Source organism: Aquibium carbonis (genome assembly GCF_003970795.1).
GTDB lineage: Bacteria > Pseudomonadota > Alphaproteobacteria > Rhizobiales > Rhizobiaceae > Aquibium > Aquibium carbonis.
Genome location: NZ_RWKW01000088.1, coordinates 17,414 through 36,759 on the forward strand (window position 1 = coordinate 17,414; position 19,346 = coordinate 36,759).

The 19,346-nt window shown below is 68.0% G+C and carries 16 protein-coding genes and 1 tRNA gene; 12 read left to right on the forward strand and 5 right to left on the reverse strand.

Annotation, left to right across the window (positions count from 1 at the left end; translation table 11 throughout):
• The first annotated feature begins 30 nt into the window (after positions 1-30).
• The gene (locus tag EJC49_RS20170; RefSeq protein ID WP_126701736.1) at positions 31-2,772 is read left to right on the forward strand and encodes a cation-transporting P-type ATPase; all 2,742 of its coding nucleotides are present in this window, start codon (positions 31-33) and stop codon (positions 2,770-2,772) included.
• 60 nt (positions 2,773-2,832) lie between these two features.
• On the forward strand, positions 2,833-3,270 hold the full coding sequence (locus EJC49_RS20175; protein ID WP_126701737.1) for a YqaA family protein: 438 nt from the start codon (positions 2,833-2,835) through the stop codon (positions 3,268-3,270).
• 25 nt (positions 3,271-3,295) lie between these two features.
• On the opposite strand, the gene EJC49_RS20180 is transcribed toward EJC49_RS20175, so the two are convergent.
• Positions 3,296-4,246 (reverse strand): LysR family transcriptional regulator, encoded by a 951-nt coding sequence (locus EJC49_RS20180; RefSeq protein ID WP_126701738.1) that lies wholly within the window; start codon positions 4,244-4,246, stop codon positions 3,296-3,298.
• 84 nt (positions 4,247-4,330) lie between these two features.
• Between EJC49_RS20180 and EJC49_RS20185 the strand changes: the two genes are divergently transcribed.
• The 9 genes from EJC49_RS20185 (at position 4,331) to EJC49_RS20225 (ending at position 13,674) form a co-directional block, all read left to right on the forward strand.
• Positions 4,331-5,206 (forward strand): dioxygenase family protein, encoded by an 876-nt coding sequence (locus EJC49_RS20185; RefSeq protein ID WP_126701739.1) that lies wholly within the window; start codon positions 4,331-4,333, stop codon positions 5,204-5,206.
• The gene (locus EJC49_RS20190; protein WP_126701740.1) at positions 5,203-6,264 is read left to right on the forward strand and encodes a maleylacetate reductase; all 1,062 of its coding nucleotides are present in this window, start codon (positions 5,203-5,205) and stop codon (positions 6,262-6,264) included. Before EJC49_RS20185 ends, EJC49_RS20190 begins: the two co-directional genes overlap by 4 nt.
• 19 nt (positions 6,265-6,283) lie before the next feature.
• Complete coding sequence (locus EJC49_RS20195; protein WP_126701741.1) at positions 6,284-7,564, forward strand: ABC transporter substrate-binding protein; 1,281 nt, start codon at positions 6,284-6,286, stop codon at positions 7,562-7,564.
• Positions 7,565-7,649: 85 nt separating this feature from the next.
• A complete protein-coding gene (locus tag EJC49_RS20200; RefSeq protein WP_425358836.1) occupies positions 7,650-8,363 on the forward strand; it encodes an ABC transporter ATP-binding protein in 714 nt (237 codons plus the stop codon).
• Complete coding sequence (locus EJC49_RS20205; protein WP_126701743.1) at positions 8,360-9,070, forward strand: ABC transporter ATP-binding protein; 711 nt, start codon at positions 8,360-8,362, stop codon at positions 9,068-9,070. The genes EJC49_RS20200 and EJC49_RS20205 overlap by 4 nt, the downstream gene beginning before the upstream one ends.
• Positions 9,067-9,930: a branched-chain amino acid ABC transporter permease gene (locus EJC49_RS20210; RefSeq protein ID WP_126701744.1), complete on the forward strand. Its 864-nt coding sequence runs from the start codon at positions 9,067-9,069 to the stop codon at positions 9,928-9,930. Before EJC49_RS20205 ends, EJC49_RS20210 begins: the two co-directional genes overlap by 4 nt.
• Before the next feature lie 7 nt (positions 9,931-9,937).
• Complete coding sequence (locus EJC49_RS20215; protein ID WP_126701745.1) at positions 9,938-11,032, forward strand: branched-chain amino acid ABC transporter permease; 1,095 nt, start codon at positions 9,938-9,940, stop codon at positions 11,030-11,032.
• Positions 11,025-12,779: an FAD-dependent oxidoreductase gene (locus EJC49_RS20220; protein ID WP_126701746.1), complete on the forward strand. Its 1,755-nt coding sequence runs from the start codon at positions 11,025-11,027 to the stop codon at positions 12,777-12,779. Before EJC49_RS20215 ends, EJC49_RS20220 begins: the two co-directional genes overlap by 8 nt.
• Positions 12,780-12,789: 10 nt before the next feature.
• The gene (locus tag EJC49_RS20225; RefSeq protein WP_126701747.1) at positions 12,790-13,674 is read left to right on the forward strand and encodes an intradiol ring-cleavage dioxygenase; all 885 of its coding nucleotides are present in this window, start codon (positions 12,790-12,792) and stop codon (positions 13,672-13,674) included.
• A 50-nt stretch (positions 13,675-13,724) separates the two neighbouring features.
• Here the strand turns inward: EJC49_RS20225 and EJC49_RS20230 are convergent, their stop codons facing one another.
• Together EJC49_RS20230 and EJC49_RS20235 are read right to left on the reverse strand one after the other, a co-directional pair.
• Positions 13,725-14,177: a hypothetical protein gene (locus EJC49_RS20230; RefSeq protein WP_126701748.1), complete on the reverse strand. Its 453-nt coding sequence runs from the start codon at positions 14,175-14,177 to the stop codon at positions 13,725-13,727.
• A 215-nt stretch (positions 14,178-14,392) separates the two neighbouring features.
• Positions 14,393-14,468: transfer RNA gene (locus tag EJC49_RS20235), tRNA-Lys, on the reverse strand.
• Positions 14,469-14,829: 361 nt separating this feature from the next.
• Here EJC49_RS20235 and EJC49_RS20240 point away from each other — a divergent pair.
• Positions 14,830-15,543: a TetR/AcrR family transcriptional regulator gene (locus EJC49_RS20240; protein ID WP_170314803.1), complete on the forward strand. Its 714-nt coding sequence runs from the start codon at positions 14,830-14,832 to the stop codon at positions 15,541-15,543.
• A 12-nt stretch (positions 15,544-15,555) separates the two neighbouring features.
• On the opposite strand, the gene EJC49_RS20245 is transcribed toward EJC49_RS20240, so the two are convergent.
• A complete protein-coding gene (locus tag EJC49_RS20245) occupies positions 15,556-16,677 on the reverse strand; it encodes a ribonucleotide-diphosphate reductase subunit beta (protein ID WP_126701750.1) in 1,122 nt (373 codons plus the stop codon).
• Positions 16,678-16,840: 163 nt separating this feature from the next.
• Positions 16,841-19,346: ribonucleoside-diphosphate reductase subunit alpha (locus tag EJC49_RS20250; RefSeq protein WP_126701751.1), on the reverse strand; the 2,506-nt coding region annotated here is incomplete at its 5' end.

Sequence of the window (19,346 nt, forward strand, 5' to 3'; positions counted from 1 at the left end):
CTGCAAGCGCACTCGAGCATCGGAGACCCAATGATCCAGACCCAAGCGCCGACGCGGACCGAGGATGCCGTCCTGGATCGCCTGCCTTCCGGGGAATGGCACGCCGAGGACGTCAAGGCGGCGCAGGCGGCGCTGATGGTTTCGCAGGACGGGCTGTCCGACGCGGAGGCCGCGCGCCGGCTTGCCGCCTTCGGTCCGAACCGGCTGCCGGAAGGCGTGCGTCGCGGTGCGCTGATGCGGTTCCTGGCGCAGTTCCACAACCTCCTGATCTACGTGCTGATCGCCGCGGGCATCATGGCGGCGGCGATCGACCACGTCACCGATTCGCTGGTGATCTTCGCCGTGGTGCTGGCCAACGCCATCATCGGCTTCATCCAGGAAGGGCGCGCGGAAGAGGCGCTGGAGGCCGTGCGCGGCATGATCGACCCGCATGCCTCGGTGCTGCGCGGCGGCCGGCGCCTGACGATCGCGGCCGACGAGGTGGTGCCGGGCGATCTGGTCCTGCTCGAGGCCGGCGACCGGGTTCCGGCCGACCTGCGGCTGGTGAAGGCCCGCAACCTGCGGATCGACGAGGCGATCCTGACCGGCGAATCGGTGCCGACCGACAAGGCGACGCGGCCGGCCGCGCTCGGCGCGTCGCTCGGCGACCGCTCCTCGATGGCGTTTTCCGGCACGTTCGTGGCGATGGGGCAAGGGACCGGCATCGCGGTGGCGACCGGCGGAGCCAGCGAACTCGGGCGCATTTCCTCGATGATCGGTGCGGTGGAGCAACTGGCCACGCCGCTCGTGCGGCAGATGAACCAGTTCGCCCGGCAGGTGACGATCGCCGTGCTCGTGGCGGCCGTCTTCGTGTTCGCCTATGCGCTCTACGTGCAGGGCTATGCGATGGACGAGGCCTTCATGATGGTCGTCGGCCTCGCGGTCGCGGCCATTCCCGAAGGGCTGCCGGCGGTGATGACGATCACGCTCGCCGTCGGCGTGCAGCGCATGGCGCGCCGCAACGCCATCATCCGCAGGCTTCCGGCGGTCGAGACGCTGGGCTCCGTGTCGGTGATCTGCTCCGACAAGACCGGAACGCTGACGCGCAACGAGATGATGGCGGGCGCGCTGGTGGTGGCCGACGGGACGGTCGTGGTGACCGGCGCCGGCTATGATCCCGAGGGCGATCTCCAGGATGCCGAGGGGAAGACGATCGACCCGCAGGACGATGCCGTCCTGGCCGAGCTGACCCGTGCGGCCTTCCTGTGCAACGATGCCGAACTGCGGCAGGTCGACGGCCAGTGGACGGTCGTGGGCGATCCGATGGAAGGCGCGCTCGTCTCGCTGGCGCTCAAGGGCGGGCTCGATCCCGCCGCGGCGAAGGATGCCTTTCCGCGCCGGGACGAGATCCCCTTCGACGCCCGTCATCGCTACATGGCGACGCTGCACCAGCCGGCCGACGGCGAGGCGCTGGTCTACGTGAAGGGCGCGCCCGAACGCATCATCCACATGTGCGGCAGCATCGCCGCCCGCGACGGCGAAGGTCCGATCGACCACGCGGCGTGGGAAGGGGCCGTGCACCGCCTGGCCGAGAACGGGCGGCGCATCATCGCGGTGGCGCGGCGAACCATGCAAGCCGGCACCAGCGACATCGAGCCGCCCGATGTCGAGGCGGGGCTCGTGTTCCTGGGGCTCGTCGGTCTGATCGACCCGCCCCGGCCCGAGGCGATGGCGGCGATCGCCGAGTGCCGACGCGCGGGCATCCGCGTGAAGATGATCACCGGCGACCATGCCGCGACCGCGCGTGCCATCGCGCGCGAACTGGGGCTGGCCGACGACCCGAAGGCCTATACGGGCCAGGATCTCGACGATTCCGACGCCACGCGGTTCGACGAGCTGGCGCGCGAGGGGTCGGTCTTCGCCCGCACCAGCCCCGAGCACAAGCTGCGGCTCGTCGAATCGCTGCAGTCGAACGGCGACGTGATCGCCATGACCGGCGACGGGGTAAACGACGCCCCGGCGCTGAAGCGCGCCGACGTCGGCGTGGCCATGGGCCGCAAGGGCACGGAAGCCGCAAAGGAGGCCAGCGAGATGGTGCTGGCCGACGACAATTTCGCCTCGATCGTGGCCGCCGTGCGCGAAGGGCGCACCGTCTACGACAACCTGACCAAGGTGATAGCCTGGACGCTGCCGACCAATGGCGGCGAGGCCTTCACCATCATACTCGCCATCGCGTTCGGCCTGACCTTGCCGGTAACCGCCATCCAGATCCTCTGGATCAACATGGTGACCGCGGTGGCGCTGGGGCTGACGCTCGCCTTCGAGCCGACGGAACCCGGCGCGATGGCCCGGCCGCCGCGACGCTCGCGCGAGGCGCTGCTTTCCGGACGGCTTCTGTGGCGCATCCTCTTCGTCTCGGCCCTGATGGTCGTCGGCACCATGGGCGTCTTCTCGCTGGCGCTCGCCGAGGGGCATTCGGTCGAGATGGCGCGCACCATGGCCGTCAACGCGATCGTGGTGATGGAGATCTTCTACCTGTTCAGCGTGCGCTACGTGCATGGCACGTCGCTCACCTGGCAGGGCGTGTTCGGCACGCCGGCCGTCCTGATCGGCGTCGCGGTCGTCGTGGTGGCGCAGTTCGCCTTCACCTATGCGCCGCCGTTGCAGGCCGTCTTCGGCACCGAAGCCGTGTCCTTCGCCGACGGACTGGCGATCGTGGCCGTCGGCGTGGCGCTGCTCGTCATCGTCGAGGTCGAGAAGCGGCTGGCGGCCTGGTGGCAGCGGGAGGCGTGACCATCCCAGGGAACGACGGGGCAGGCGGGCGGAACGGACGCCGGGCGTGGCTGCGCGGCCATGGGTGACCTCGCCGTCTATGCCGGGCTGTTTTCGGTCGCCTTCATCGCGGCGACCATCCTGCCGGCCCAGTCCGAGGCCGCGCTCGTCGGGCTGATCGTCGCCGATGCGCAACCCGTGATGCTGCTGATCGCGGCCGCGAGCCTGGGCAACACGCTGGGGGCGGTCGTGAACTGGGCGCTGGGGCGCGGGGTGGAACGGTTCAGCGACCGGCGCTGGTTTCCGGTCGGTCGCACGCAACTCGACCGCGCGACCGGCTGGTATCACCGCTGGGGCCGCTGGAGCCTGCTCCTGAGCTGGGCGCCGATCTTTGGCGATGCGCTGACGGTGGCGGCGGGCGTGCTGCGCGAGCCGTTCTGGAGCTTTTTCGTGCTCGTCGCCATCGCCAAGACCGGGCGCTATCTGGTTCTGGCGGCCGCGACGCTCGGGTTATTGTGACCCCGAACAGGCCCGGCGCCCGGCGTCAGGCGCCCCACACCACCGCCTGCTCGTGCCGCTTGATCAGATGGCGCAGCGTGTCGAAGCTTTGCGCGACATGGCCGGCAAAGGCTTCCACGGCCGGCGAGCGCGGCGCGTCGGCGAGCCTGAGCAGGCCGAGGGCGCGCTCGGGATGGGGCAGGGCGATGGGCAAGGCGGTGATCGCCTTCTCCTTGCGGAACGCAAAGACCACGCCGTGCGGCAGGACGGTCAGCGCGTCGGTGCCCTTCAGATAGGTCATGGCGCTGGTGAGCGAACCGCCGGAATAGCGCACCTTGATCTCGGTGGCGCCGAGCGACAGCAGGAGGCTGCGCAGGTCTGCGAGCAGCGGGCTGCCGGGCGGCGGCGCGATCCACGGATAGTCGAGCAGGTCCGGCGCCTCGAGCTTGCGCTTCATCAGCAAGGGATGGGTGGAGCGGCAGGCGACCACGTTGCGGCCGGGAAGGATTTCCTGGAACCGGAGTCCCGAGCCCTCGTCCAGAATGTCGATCGGGCAGACGGCGAGGTCGAGCCTGCCGGCCAGAAGAGCCGCCTGCAAATCGGGAAGATAGCCGTAGCTCTGGTCGATGCGGACGTCCGGAAACTGGTTCTGGAAATCCGCGATGGTGCCGGAGATCAGCGCGTCCATGAAGAAGGGCGTGCCGCCGATGCGCACCTGTCCGCTCTTGCCGTGATGGAAACTGGTGACCAGATCCGATGCCTTGCGCGAGGCCATCAGCATCGCCTGGCCATGCTCGGCCAGCGCGCGCCCGAGCGGGGTCGGCTGCAAGGGTCGCCGGCCCTTCACGAACAGCGGCTCGCCGAGGCGCTTTTCCAGCATGGCCAGGGTGCGGGAGACTGCCGGCTGGGCCATGCCGAGCGAGGCCGCGCCCTCGGTCACGCCGCCGCTTTGCACGACGGCGGCAAGCTGAACCAGATGGCGTTCGTCGAGCTTCATAACGGATCGTTATATTGATCCGCGAAGAAATCATCAACATGCGTGCCCGCGCTTGCTATCGTCGCCTCGAACCTGGGGAGGATCATGAGCGCGGCCACCATCGCCTTCAGCGAACGGACATCGTCCGACATCGTCGGCGAGCGCTTGGCGCGCGCCGGCCAGGACGATCTGGTGCGAGGGCTGGCCGTCGTGGTGGCCCACCTGCACCAGGCGGTGCGCGAGGTTCGCCCGACGCCCGCGCAATGGCGCGCGGCGGTGGATTTCCTGACCGAGGTCGGACACGCCGCCGACGAACGGCGCCAGGAATGGGTGCTGTTGTCGGACCTTCTCGGCGTCACGGCGCTGGTGGAGGAGATCCATTCGAAGCGGCCGAAAGGCGCGACGCCGAACACGCTGCGCGGTCCGTTCTATCGCGCCGACGCGCCGCGCCTGCCGCTCGGCGCCAACATCTGCCTCGACGGCAAGGGCGAGCCGCTGGCGGTGTCCGGCCATGTCCGCGATCTCGACGGGCAGCCGATCGCCGGCGCGACGGTGGAGACCTGGCAGGCCAATGCGCAGGGCTTCTACGAGAACCAGCAGCCGGACCTGCAACCCGAATTCAACCTTCGCGGCGTGTTCCAGACCGGGCCGGATGGCCGCTTTGCCTGGCGCACGGTCAAGCCCGCCGGCTACAAGGTCCCGGACGACGGGCCGGTCGGGCAGATGCTCGGCCGCATCGGCTATCCGCTGCGCCGGCCGGCCCACCTGCACGTCATCGTGTCGGCGCCGGGCTTCGATACCCTCACCACGCATGTCTATGACGGCTGCGACCCGCATCTGCACGAGGACGCGATCCTGGGCGTGAAGCCGGGGCTCGTGGGCGATTTCCGCCGCGCCGGCGAGACCGGCGGTCCGGCCTCCTGGTCGCTGGAATTCGACTTCGTGATGGCCCGGGCGCGTCCCGCCAGGAGACCGGCATGACCCGCAGCTTCGTCTACACCGCCCGCCCTTCGATCGTCGTGTTCGGCCCCGGCCGCAGCGCGGAGGCGGGCGCCTGGATCGAGAGGCTCGGCTGCGCCCGCGCGCTGGTGCTGTCGACGCCGCAGCAGGCCGGCGATGCCGGCGCGCTGGCCGGACAGCTGGGGTCGCTTTCGGCCGGCGTCTTTTCCGGTGCCGCCATGCACACGCCGGTGGAGGTGACGGAGCAAGCGCTGGCGGTGGCCCGCGAGACGAAGGCGGACTGCGTCGTGGCGCTCGGCGGCGGCTCGACCACGGGGCTCGGCAAGGCGCTGGCGCTGCGCACCGACCTGCCGCAGATCGTCATTCCCACCACCTATGCGGGCTCCGAGGTGACCGACATCCTGGGCCAGACCGAGGGCGGGACGAAGACCACCCTGCGCGACGCCCGGGTGCTGCCGGAAGTGGTGCTCTACGATCCCGAGCTGACGCTCGGCCTGCCGGTGGCCATGAGCGTGACCAGCGGTCTGAACGCCATGGCGCATGCGGCGGAGGGTCTCTACGCGCAGGACCGCAACCCGGTCGCGAGCCTGATGGCGATCGAGGCGCTGCGGGCGCTGAAATCGGCGCTGCCGGTCATCGTCGCCGAGCCGCGCAATGCGCAGGCGCGGGGCGAGGCGCTTTACGGGGCGTGGCTGTGCGGCACCGTGCTCGGCAATGTCGGCATGGCCCTGCACCACAAGCTCTGCCACGTGCTGGGCGGCAGCTTCGACACGCCGCATGCCGAGACGCACGCGATCATGCTGCCGCACACCATCGCCTACAACGCGTCCGCCGTGCCCGACCTGCTGGCGCCCGTCGGCGAGATCTTCGGCGATGCGCCCGGCGCCGGCCTGTGGGATTTCGCCAGCTCGATCGGCGCGCCGCTTTCGCTGCGCGATCTCGGCCTGAGCGAGGCCGACCTCGACCGCGCGGCCGATCTCGCCACCGCCAACGCCTACTGGAACCCGCGGGCGATCGCGCGCGGGGGTATCCGCAGCCTGCTGCAGGACGCCTGGGAAGGCCGGCGTCCGGCGGCGTGAGACAAACAGGGAGGAAGACATGATCAACAGACGCACGCTTCTGAAGAACACCGCCGCCACCGGCGCGCTCGCCGGCCTGTCGGGCCTCGCCATGCCGGCGCTGGCGCAGGGGGCGGCCGTGAAGATCGGCTATGTCAGCCCGCAGACCGGGCCGCTCGCCGCCTTCGCCGAGGCCGACAGTTTCATCATCGACGGCTTCAAGGCAGCGGCGCAGGCCGCCGGCCTGAACGTCGAGGTGATCGTCAAGGACAGCCAGTCCAACCCGAACCGGGCCGCTCAGGTCGCCAACGAACTGATCGTGCAGGACGGGATCAGCCTGATGCTGGTCGCCTCGACGCCGGAGACGACCAACCCGGTGACCACGACCTGCGAGGCGGAGGAAATCCCCTGCATCTCGACGGTGGCGCCGTGGCAGCCCTGGTTCATCGGCCAGCAGGCCAATCCGGGCGATCCGTCGAGCTGGAGGCCGTTCGACAGTTCGTTCCACTTCTTCTGGGGGCTGGAGGACGTCATCGCCGTCTTCACCAACATGTGGGCGCAGGTGGAAACCAACAAGCAGGTGGGCGGCCTGTTCCCCAATGACGGCGACGGCAATGCCTGGGGCGATGCGAATGTGGGCTTCCCGCCGGTTCTGTCCGAGCAGGGCTACACGCTCACCGATCCCGGCCGCTACCAGAACCTGACGGACGATTTCTCGTCGCAGATCAACGCCTTCAAGCAGGCCAACGCCGAGATCATCACCGGCGTGATGATCCCGCCGGACTTCACCACCTTCTGGAACCAGGCCAGGCAGCAGGGTTTTGCGCCCAAGGTCGCCTCGATCGGCAAGGCGATCCTGTTCCCGCAGGCGGTCGAGGCGCTGGGCAATGCCGGCCACAACCTGTCCTCGGAAGTGTGGTGGACGCCGAGCCATCCCTTCAAGTCGTCGCTGACCGGGCAGAGCGCGGCCGACCTCGCGGGGGGCTTCACCCAGGCGACCGGCCGGCCCTGGACGCAGCCGATCGGCTTCGTGCATGCGCTGTTCGAGGTGGCGGCCGACGTGATCAAGCGCGCGTCGGACCCGACGGATTCGGCCGCCATGGTCGAGGCGATCGCCGCGACGAAGCTCGACACCATCGTCGGGCCGCTGTCGTGGGGCGACGGTCCGCTGCCGCCCTTTGCCCAGAAGAACGTCGCCAAGACACCGCTGGTCGGCGGCCAGTGGCGGCTGAAGGATGGCGGCGGCTACGACCTCGTCATCACCGACAACAAGACCGCGCCGATGATCCCCGTCGGCGGCCAGATGGAAGCGATCGCCTGATCGACCCGTCGCGGGGACGGGTGCGCCCGTCCCCCGCTCGTCCCGAAACCGGACCGTTGTTAGGAGACCCGGCGGCGTGCAGCCCGTGCTCGACATATCGGCCGTCAACAAGCGGTTCGGCGCCCTGACGGTCGCCGACGCGGTGACGTTCTCGCTCGCCCCGGGCGAGGCGCTCGGCATCATCGGGCCGAACGGCGCCGGCAAATCGACGCTGTTCAACCTGATCACCGGTAACCTTCAGGTGGATGGCGGCCGGATCGTCTTCGACGGCACCGACGTCACGAACGCGCCGCCGATGCAACGCTGCCTGATGGGCATCGGCCGCACCTTCCAGATCCCGCAGCCCTTCGTGAAGCTGACGGTGTTCGAGAACCTGCTGGTGGCCGGCACCTTCGGGTCGCGAAAGCTCGAGGCCGAGGTGGCTGCGCGCTGCGGCGACATCCTCATCCAGACCGGGCTGATCGGCCGCGCCAACGTGCCGGCCGGGCAACTGTCGCTGCTCGAGCGCAAGCGGCTGGAACTCGCCCGCGCCCTCGCCACCAATCCCAAGGTGCTGCTGCTCGACGAGATCGCCGGGGGCCTCACCGAAGGCGAATGCGCCGCGCTGGTCGGGACCATTCGTGACATCCACGCGTCCGGCATTTCGATCATCTGGATCGAGCACGTTCTGCACGCGCTCAACTCGGTGGTCGAGCGGCTGCTGGTGCTGGATTTCGGCAAGGTGATCGGCATGGGCCGGCCCAACGACATCATGGCCTCGAAGGCGGTCCGCGAGATCTATCTGGGGCTGGACGTATGACCGCGCTGCTGGAGACGAAGGGACTGACCGCGCGCTATGGCGACTTCCAGGCGCTGTTCGGCGTCGACCTGCGGCTCGATGCCGGCGAGACGGTCGCCATCATCGGGGCCAACGGCGCCGGCAAGACGACGCTGATGCGCTCGATCGCCGGCGTTCTGGCCAATGGTCCCGGCGAGGTGCTGTTCGACGGCCAGCCGATCGGCGCGCTGCCGGCCGCCCAGGTGATGGCGCGCGGCATCGCCATGGTGCCGGAAGGCCGCAAGCTGTTTCCCTCGCTGTCGGTGGAGGAAAACCTGCTGATGGGGGCCTATGGGCGCAAGGTCGAGGGGCCGTGGCGGCTGGACACGGTCTATGACCTGTTCCCGGTGCTGAAGGAGCGGCGCAACAACCCCGGCACGGCGCTTTCGGGCGGGCAGCAGCAGATGGTGGCGATCGGCCGGGCGCTGATGTCGAACCCGCGCGTTCTGCTCTGCGACGAGATCAGCCTCGGGCTCGCCCCCGTCGTCATCCGCGACATCTATGCGGCCTTTCCGCAAATCCGCGCGGCGGGTGCTTCGATCGTCATCGTCGAGCAGGACATCGGCCAGGCGCTGAAGGTGGCGGATCGCGTGTCCTGCATGATGGAGGGTCGCGTGACGCTGACCGGCCGCCCCGCGGAGCTTTCGCGCGAGGACATCCACGCCGCCTATTTCGGGGTGCACGCATGATATGGGTCGACACCATCGTCCAGGGCGTTCTGCTGGGCGGGCTCTATGCGCTGTTTGCCGCCGGCCTGAGCCTCGTCTTCGGCGTCATGCGGCTGGTCAACCTCGCGCATGGCGACCTGATCGTGCTCGGCGCCTTCCTGATCCTGGTGATCGTGTCGGCGCTGGGACTGAACCCGTTCCTGGCCGCGCTGGTGGCGCTGCCGGTGATGTTTTGCCTCGGCTGGGGCCTGCAATTCGTGGTGCTCAACCGCACGCTCGGCGACGACATCCTGCCGCCGCTGCTCGTCACTTTCGGCCTGTCGATCGTCATCCAGAACGCGCTGCTGGAAGGGTTTTCGGCCGACAGCCGCCGCATTTCGGTGGGTGGGCTGGAGGCGGCTTCGGTCAGCCTCGGGCCGATCGCGGTGGGCGTGATGCCGCTGCTCACCTTCCTGTCGGCGGTGGCCGTGATCATCGCGCTGAACGCGCTGTTCTACCGCACGGCGCTTGGCCGCGCCTTCCGCGCGACGTCGGACGATCCCGTCACCGCCGGGCTGATGGGCGTCGATCCGAAGCGGCTGTTCGCCACGGCCACCGGCATCGCCATGATCGTCGTCACCATCGCGGCGCTCTATCTCGGTACGCGGTCGAACTTCGATCCCACCATCGGGCCGGCGCGGCTGATCTATGCCTTCGAGGCGGTGATCATCGGCGGGCTCGGCTCGTTCTGGGGCACGCTGGCCGGCGGCGTGATCATCGGCGTGGCGCAGACGATGGGCGCGGCGATCAATCCCGAATGGCAGATCCTCTCGGGCCACGTCGCCTTCCTCCTGGTGCTCCTGTTCCGGCCGCGCGGGCTGTTCCCGCGGGCAAACGACTGAGGCCGCGATGTCCGCACCCGCATCCTCCGCCTGGCGCGTCGAGACGCGGACGCGCGCCGCGACCGGCTTTTCCGTCTTCGCGGTCCTGCTGGTCGCGATCGCCTTCGCCGCGCCCTTCTTCGTGTCGCGCAGCCTGCTGCAGGACCTGTTCCTGATCCTGACCATGCTGGTGCTGGCGCAGAACTGGAACCTGCTTGCCGGCTATGCCGGGCTGGTTTCGGTCGGGCAGCAGGCCTTCGTCGGCTTCGGCGCCTATGCCATGTTCGCCTGCGTCAGCCTCGGCGGGCTCGATCCGATCCTCGCCGTCCTGATCGCCGGCGTGGCGGCGGCGATGCTGTCGGTCGCCACCGGCTTCTTCGTGTTCCGGCTGCAAGGGGCGTATTTCGCCATCGGCACCTGGGTGGTGGCGGAGGTGGTGCGGCTGGTGCTGGCGCAATGGCGGGCGCTCGGCGGCGGCACCGGCACGTCGCTGCCCAATGCCGCGATCCGCGACATGGCCGCCGTGCAGTGGATCGCCGAGGCTTTTTCGGTGCGCTCGGCGCAGGCGGCCGACATCCTGACCTACTGGCTGGCGCTCATCCTGTGCTGCGCCACGATCGGCTTCATCTACTGGCTGCTGCGCACCCGCCAGGGCCTCGGCCTGTCGGCGGTGCGCGACAACCAGGAGGCGGCCCGCTCGGTCGGCGTCGACGCGCGGCGCATCAAGTGGGCGGTCTACGTGTCGGTCGCCTTCGTCACCGGCATGGCCGGCGCGCTGATCTACGTGCAGAAGGCGCGCATCTCGCCCGACGCCGCCTTTTCCGTCGTCGACTGGACCGCCTATGTGATCTTCATCGTCGTGATCGGCGGCATCGGCACGCTGGAAGGGCCGATCATCGGCGTCATCGTCTTCTTCCTCCTGCAAAAGACGCTCGCCGACTACGGCTCCTGGTATCTTCTGGTGCTGGGGCTGATCGGCATCGCCATCATGCTGTTTGCGCCGCGCGGCCTCTGGGGCCTGTTTTCCGACCGCACCGGCATCCAGTTCTTTCCCGTCCGCCGCATCCTGAAGGGCGGACCATCCACCGATCATCAAGGCACAAGGGGAGGGCCGCATGGCTGACATTTCCACCGACGTACTCATCATCGGCACCGGCCCGGCGGGTTCGGCGACGGCCGCGCTGCTGTCGACCTACGGGATCGAGAACATGGCGGTGAACCGCTATCGCTGGCTCGCCAACACGCCGCGCGCCCACATCACCAACCAGCGCGCCATGGAGGTGCTGCGCGACCTCGGTCCGGAGGTGGAGAAGGAGGCCTATCTGCACGGCACCCACCAGGACCTGATGGGCGAGAACATCTTCTGCACCTCGCTCGCCGGCGAGGAGATCGGCCGCATGAAGAGCTGGGGCAAGCACCCGCTGTCGCGCGCCGAGCACCAGCTGTCGTCGCCCTCGCACATGAACGACCTGCCGCAGACCTTCATGGAGCCGATCCTGTTCAAGACCGCCTGCTCGCGCGGCACCCAGGCACGCATGTCGACGCAGTACCTGCGCCACGAGCAGGATCCCGACGGCGTCACCACGACCTGCCTCGACCGGCTGACCAACCGCGAGTTCACCATCCGCTCGAAGTATCTCGTCGGCGCCGACGGCGGCAATTCGCTGGTGGCCGAGCATGCCGGCCTGCCCTTCGAGGGCAAGATGGGCGTCGCCGGCTCGATGAACATCCTGTTTCGCGCCGACCTGTCGAAGTACGTCGCGCATCGCCCGTCGGTGCTCTACTGGGTGATGCAGCCGGGTTCCAACGTCGGCGGCATCGGCATGGGCCTGGTGCGCATGGTGCGGCCCTGGAACGAGTGGCTGATCGTGTGGGGCTACGACATCAACGAGCCGGCGCCGGAGGTGGACGCGGCGATGGCCACCAAGGTCGCGCGCGACCTCGTCGGCGATCCTGAGCTCGAGATCGAGCTGCTCTCGGCCAACACCTGGACCGTCAACAACATGTACGCCACGCATCTGCAGAACGGCCGCGTGTTCTGCATGGGCGATGCCGTGCACCGGCATCCGCCGTCGAACGGGCTCGGCTCCAACACGTCGATCCAGGACGGGTTCAACCTCGCCTGGAAGCTCGCCATGGTGGTGAAGGGGCAGGCCGGTCCGGGGCTGCTCGACAGCTACAGCGTCGAGCGCGCGCCCATCGCGAAGCAGATCGTCACCCGCGCCAACCAGTCGATCGAGGAGTTCGGGCCGATCTTCAAGGCGCTCGGCCTGCTCGATTCCATCGACCCGGTGAAGATGCAGCAGAACATGGATGCGCGCTGCGACGACACCGCCGAGGCCGAGGCGCAGCGCGAGGCGATCCGCCAGGCGATCGCCTTCAAGGTCTACGAGTTCGACGCGCATGGCGTCGAGATGAACCAGCGCTACGCCTCCGATGCGATCGTGACCGACGGCCAGCCGGAGCCGCCCTTCGAGAAGGACCGCGAGCTGCACTACCAGCCGACCACCTGGCCCGGCGCCCGGCTGCCGCATGTCTGGCTCTACGATGACGCGGGCGAAAAGGTCTCGTCGCTCGATCTCGCGGGCAAGGGGCGGTTCACGGTCCTGACCGGCATCGGCGGCCAGGGCTGGGTGGAGGCGGCCAGGACGGTGGGCGCCGAGCTCGGCATCGACATCGCGACGCACGTGATCGGGCCGCGCCAGCGCTGGCAGGACTTCACCGGCGACTGGGCCCGCGCCCGCGAGGTGCGCGACGGCGGCGTGGTGCTGACCCGGCCCGACCAGCACGTGGCCTGGCGCAGCGAGGCGATGGTGGCCGACCCGGCGGCCGAGCTTCGCCGCGTCCTGACGCAGATCCTGGCGCGCTGAGGAGGCCGTGATGCACGAGCACGAGAAGGGCTATTTCACGGAGGCGAACTCGGTCGAGGTGGTCACCGGCCGCAATGCCAACGCCAAGGACGAGCGGCTGAAATTCGCCATGGAGGTGATCACCCGCAAGCTGCACGAGGCGGTGAAGGAGATCGAGCCGACGCAGGACGAGTGGATGGAAGCGATCCAGTTCCTGACGAAGACCGGCCAGCTGTGCAACGAGTGGCGGCAGGAGTTCATCCTGCTCTCCGACGTGCTCGGCGTGTCGATGCTGGTCGACGCGATCAACAACCGCAAGCCGTCCGGCGCGTCGGAGAGCACGGTGCTCGGCCCCTTCCACGTCGACAACGCGCCGGAACTGCCGATGGGCGCCAACATCTGCCTCGACGCCAAGGGCGAGGACATGGTGGTGTCGGGCCGCATCCTCGACACCGAGGGGCAGCCGGTGGCCGATGCCGTCCTCGACGTCTGGCAGGCCAATGACGAGGGCTTCTACGACGTGCAGCAGAAGGGCATCCAGCCCGACTTCAACCTGCGCGGCGTGTTCCGCACCGGCGCCGACGGCCGCTACCGGTTCCGCGCGGTGAAGCCCAAATTCTATCCGATTCCCGACGACGGCACGGTGGGCAAGCTGCTCGGCCGGCTCGGCCGCCACCCCTTCCGGCCGGCGCACCTGCACTACATCATCAAGGCCGCCGGCTTCGAGACGCTGACCACCCACATCTTCGACCCGCACGACCCTTATATCGGCACGGACGCGGTGTTCGGCGTCAAGGAGAGCCTGCTTGCCGAATTCGTCCGGGTCGACGATCCGGCGAGGGCACAGGAACTCGGCTTCGAAGGCTGGTTCTGGGCCGTGGAGCACGACTTCGTGCTGGCGCGGAAGGGCGGGTGAGGGCGGCTGGGCGCCGAAGGAGACGGGAGACGCGTTCGCCGGGGCTTGCCTCAGGCGATCTCTTCCGACCGCCTGGACGGATTGGATGAAACGCCTTCAGGATTGGATGAAACGCCTTCAGGATTGGCGGTTCGTCCAAGGCCCGGCCCGCCGCCCGTTGCCGATCGAGACGCGGGGGCCTGTGTCGAATACGAGCCAATGCGCTGGTTGAGGGCCGCGATCGAGCCAGCGAGCGCACCGACCATCGTCTCGAACTTCTGGGCAAGATGAACGAGGCTCTGGCCCAGATCGTCGATCTTCGCGGCCAGAATCACATCCCGCTCGATGCCGTGGCTCTGGACCATCTGGCGGTCCTTCATCATCAGATCGATCACGCCGTGCCCGATCGTATTCGCCGTCCGCTCGGCGACGTCCTTTGCAGGGTCCGCGTCGGCGGTCGCTTTTCGGGGCGGAAAGAGCCGACTGCTGAGCACGATGGCGCCGACTGCGGTCATGCCCAGCACGACGGGCCACAGGATCCAGAAGAAAAGCTCATTCACTGTCCATCTCCCTGAGATGCCCAGGTTGTGGAAGGAAGCACAGACGACGGAATCTGTCGAGCGCAAACGGTCGTTGAACTAAAGCCGTGTAGAAGCGGCAGAGGACGTGGCTGGTTTCTGCGGATGAACTGATCCACGCGGCACGGTTATCTCAGGATGGCGGAATTTCGGGGCGTTTTTGGTGGGTGATGTAGGGATCGAACCTACGACCCGCTGATTAAGAGTCAGCTGCTCTACCAACTGAGCTAATCACCCACGGCGTTCGTGGCCGGTCGGGACCGCGAACGTGGCGGGTACATAGCGGGTCGATCCGCGGCATGCAAGCCTGTTCATGACAAAAACGCGTCAGTCGGAAACGCGTCCGGTGAAGACGGCCGCGCGGGAGCCTGGCCGGCTCTCTCGCGCGCGGAGAAGGCCGCGGCGGCGATGGCGTAAGCGCTGCGCATGCCCGTCGCCGGTCTCCGGCCAGCGTCAGGGGCGGGGACGGAAGGGAACGCCAAGAAAATCGTCCATCGTTTTGAAGATTGTGAACAAATGGCTTCCTATGCGTTATGTAGGTCGGTACCGGGCATGGAGAGGAGAAGACGTGGGGACCGAGAACCAGACGGGAAGCAAGGTGACTAAACGCCAGACGCGAGCCAATCCGAGGGTCCCGTCGCGCGGTCGCGGCATCATGCGCTACGAGGGGTTGCTCGACAGCCTCGAGGCGTTGCTTGTCGACCACGACCTCGAGGACATCGGTCTCTACCAGATCGCCGAGCATGCCGGCGTGCCGCATGCGTCCGTCTACCACTTCTTTCCCACGAAAGAGGCCGCCTTCATGGCGCTCGTGCAGCGCTACGTGTCGGAGATCCGCTCGCAGCAGAAGCATCGCCCGGTGCCGCCGGAGGCCCTGCGCAGCTGGCAGGAGTTTCTGGCGGAGGAACTGCGCGAGGCCATCCGCTTCTTCCGCGAAACACCGCAGGCCATGAAGCTGTTCCTGGGGCGATTCGGCGGCATGGAAACGTGGCGGGCCGAGATCGCCCAGAACACCAGCGCCGCGCAGCTGCTTTTCCGGCGGCTGAACAGCGCCTTCCATCTGCCGTTCATCCGCGACGTCGAGACCAAGCTTTTGACCTTCATCGAGGTCGTCGATGCCGTGCTCGGCATTTCCTACGTGCGCGACGGCGAGATCAACGACGAGGCCGTGGAGGAGGCGCACCGGGCGAGCGTCGCCTATTTCAAGCTGTTCCTGCCCGACCACCTGGAATTGCGCGAGGACGTGCTGGCGCGGCTCGACCGCGGCGAGCCGGTGCTCCTCGACACCGACAACTGCCCGCCCTGTCCCTGACGGCGGCCTGTCTCAGTCCCAGGCCAGCGCACCGCCGTTCTGGTATTCGATGACGCGGGTCTCGAAGAAGTTCTTCTCCTTCTTCAGGTCCATCGCCTCGCTCATCCAGGGGAAGGGGTTTTCCGTCTCGGCAAACACCGGCGTCAGGCCGAGCTGGGCACAGCGGCGGTTGGCGATGAAGCGCATGTACTGCTCGCACAGCGCCGCGTTGAGCCCCAGGAAGCCGCGCGGCATGGTGTCCCGCCCATAGGCCGCCTCGAGCTCGGCGGCGTCCCTCAGCATGCCGCGCACCTCGTCCTCGAACGCCTTCGTCCACAGATGCGGGTTCTCGATCCGGATCTGGTTGATTACGTCGATGCCGAAATTCAGGTGAATCGATTCGTCGCGCAGGATGTACTGGTACTGCTCTGCGATGCCGACCATCTTGTTGCGCCGGCCCAGCGACAGGATCTGCGCGAAGCCGGTGTAGAACCACATGCCCTCGAAGACGACGTAGAATGCGACCAGATCGCGCAGGAACTGCTGGTCGGCCTCCTGCGTGCCGGTGAGGAAGTCCGGATCGTCCAGGCTCTGCGTGTGCTTCAGCGCCCAGGCCGCCTTGTCTGTGATCGACGGCACCTCGCGATACATGTTGAACAACTCGCCCTCGTCGAGGCCGAGGCTCTCGACGATGTACTGGAAGGTGTGGGTGTGCACCGCTTCCTCGAAGGCCTGGCGCAGCAGATACTGCCGGCATTCGGGATTGGTCAGGTGGCGGTAGATCGCCAGCACGATGTTGTTGGCGACCAGCGATTCGGAGGCGGCGAAGAAGCCGAGATTGCGCTTGATGGCGCGCCGCTCGTCCTCCGTCAGCCCGTCCTTCGATTTCCACAGCGCGATGTCGGCCTGCATCGAGACCTCCGTCGGCATCCAGTGGTTGTTGCAGCCGGCGAGGTATTTGTCCCACGCCCATTTGTACTTGAGCGGCAGGAGCTGGTTCACGTCGGCGCGGCAGTTGATCATCCGCTTCTCGTCGACGGAAACACGGCCGCCCGTGCGGTCGATGTCACCGAGGCCCGTGGCGTCGGCGAGGGGGACGGGGCCGGTGTCGGCGGCGGGGAGGGGCGTGGACGCGGGTTCTGACCAGTCGAGCATTTTTCTCGTTCCTTGAAATCGAAGAGGCCGCCGCCGGCTCCGTCCAGCCGCGCTCGGGGCCTGGCGGAAGGAGCGGCGTCGTCGGTGCCGCGATCGCGTCTCCCCGGGGGGAGACGCCGCCCGCACGGCGGCGGGACAAGGCGGCAGGCGGTTGCCGCCAGGGTTACTGGCAGGCCTCGCAGTCGGGATCGTCGATGGCGCAGGCCTTGCCCCAGGCCGCCGAGGCGTCGATCGCGGCCGGTTCGGGCGTTGGCCGGACCGGCGCGTGGACGCCGGGCGGCGCCGCGACCTTGGCCGACACGGCGTTGAGCTTGCCGTCGGTGCCCTTGAGCGTCGATTTCTCGACATGGGTCGCCGACATCGCGCGCAGGTAATAGGTGGTCTTCAGCCCCAGCCGCCAGGCGAGCCGATACGCCTCGTCGAGCTTCCGGCCGGAGGGCTGCGCCATGTAGAGGTTGAGCGACTGGGCCTGGTCGATCCACTTCTGCCGGCGCGCGGCTGCGCGGATGAGCCAGTGCGGCTCGATCTCGAAGGAGGTGGCGTAGAGCGCCTTGAGATCGTCGGGCACGCGGTCGATCTGGCTGACCTTGCCGTCGAAATATTTCAGGTCCGACACCATCACCTCGTCCCAGAGGCCGCGCGCCTTCAGGTCGCGCACGAGATCGGCGCTGACCACCGTGAAGTCGCCCGACATGTTCGCCTTGACGTAGAGCTGGCTGTAGGCGGGCTCGATCGACTGCGAGACGCCAACGATGTTGGAGATCGTGGCCGTGGGCGCGATCGCCATGCAGTTGGAGTTGCGCATGCCGACGGTCATCACGCGCTGGCGCAGGCTCGCCCAATCCAGCGTCGAGGACCGGTCGAGCTCGATGTCGCCGTCGCGGGCTTCGTCGAGGAGGTCGAGCGAATCGATGGGCAGGATGCCCTTCGACCAGAGCGAACCGTCGAAGCTCGGATAGCGACCGCGTTCGGCGGCGAGATCGACGGACGCCGCGATGGCATGGAAGCTGATCGCCTCCATCGAGGTGTCGGCGAAGGCGACCGCGCCCTCCGAGGCGGCCGGCAGGCGCAGCGTCTGCAGCGCATCCTGGAAGCCCATCAGACCCAGGCCCACCGGGCGGTGGCGCAGGTTGGAACGGCGCGCCTCGGGGATGGTGTAGAAGTTGATGTCGACGACGTTGTCGAGCATGCGCATGGCGGTCTTCACCGTGCGCGCCAGCCGCGCCCGGTCGAGCCCTTCGGCGGTGACGTGGGCGGCGAGGTTGACCGAGCCGAGGTTGCAGACCGCGACCTCGTCGGCATTCGTATTCAGGGTGATCTCGGTGCACAGGTTGGAGGAATGCACCACGCCGACATGCTGCTGCGGCGAGCGCAGGTTGCACGGGTCCTTGAAGGTGATCCAGGGATGGCCGGTCTCGAACAGCATGGTGAGCATGCGCCGCCACAGGTCGACGGCCGCCACGCGCTTGAAGACCTTGATCTCGCCGCGCTCGGCCTTCGCCTCGTAGGCTTCATAGGCGGCCTTGAACGGCTTGCCGTAGAGGTCGTGCAGGTCGGGCACCTCGTCGGGGGAAAACAGCGTCCACTGGGCGCCCGCCTCGACGCGCTGCATGAACAGGTCGGGAATCCAGTTCGCCGTGTTCATGTCATGGGTGCGACGGCGGTCGTCGCCGGTGTTCTTGCGCAGGTCGAGGAATTCCTCGATGTCGACGTGCCAGGTCTCGAGATAGGCGCAGACCGCGCCCTTGCGCTTGCCGCCCTGGTTGACCGCGATGGCGGTGTCGTTGGCAACCTTGAGGAAGGGCACGATGCCCTGGCTCGCGCCGTTGGTGCCCTTGATGTGGGCGCCAAGGCCACGCACCGGGGTCCAGTCGTTGCCGAGGCCGCCCGAAAACTTCGCCAGCAGCGCATTGTCCTTCACCGCCTTGAAGATGCCGTCGAGATCGTCGGCCACCGTCGTCAGGAAGCAGGACGAAAGCTGCGGGCGCAGCGTGCCCGAGTTGAAGAGTGTCGGCGTCGACGTCATGAAGTCGAAGGACGACAGCAGATTGTAGAACTCGATGGCGCGCGCCTCGCGGTCGATCTCGCGCAGCGCCAGGCCCATGGCCACGCGCATGAAGAAGGCCTGCGGCAGCTCGAACCGGTTGCCGCGCACATGCAGGAAGTAGCGGTCGTAGAGCGTCTGGAAGCCGAGATAATCGAACTCGAGGTCGCGATCGGGCTCGATGGCCGCGGCGATGCGGCCAAGGTCGAAGCGGGCGAGCTCCGGGTCGAGCCGCTCGTTTTCGATGCCCGTGCGCACATAGGCGCGAAAATAGTCGCCGTAGCGCTGCGCCATCTCGGCCTGCGTGGCCTGGTCCGGCCGGTCGGCGACGAAGCTCAGTGCCTCGCGCCGCAGCTTGTCCAGGAGAAGGCGGGCGCTGACCTTGGAATAGTTGGGCTCGGTTTCGACCAGCGTCCGAGCGGCCAGGATCTGCGCCTGCGCCAGTTCGTCGAGCGAGATGCCGTCGTAGAGGTTTCGCCGCGCTTCCGCGAACACCGCGTCGGCGGAGACTCCGTCGAGACCGGCGCAGGCCTCGCCGATGACGGTGGCGAGGCGGCCGGCGTCCAGCGGCGCGCGGCTGCCATCGGCGGCGGTGACATGCAGCACGGAGGCCGGCGCCGCCGCG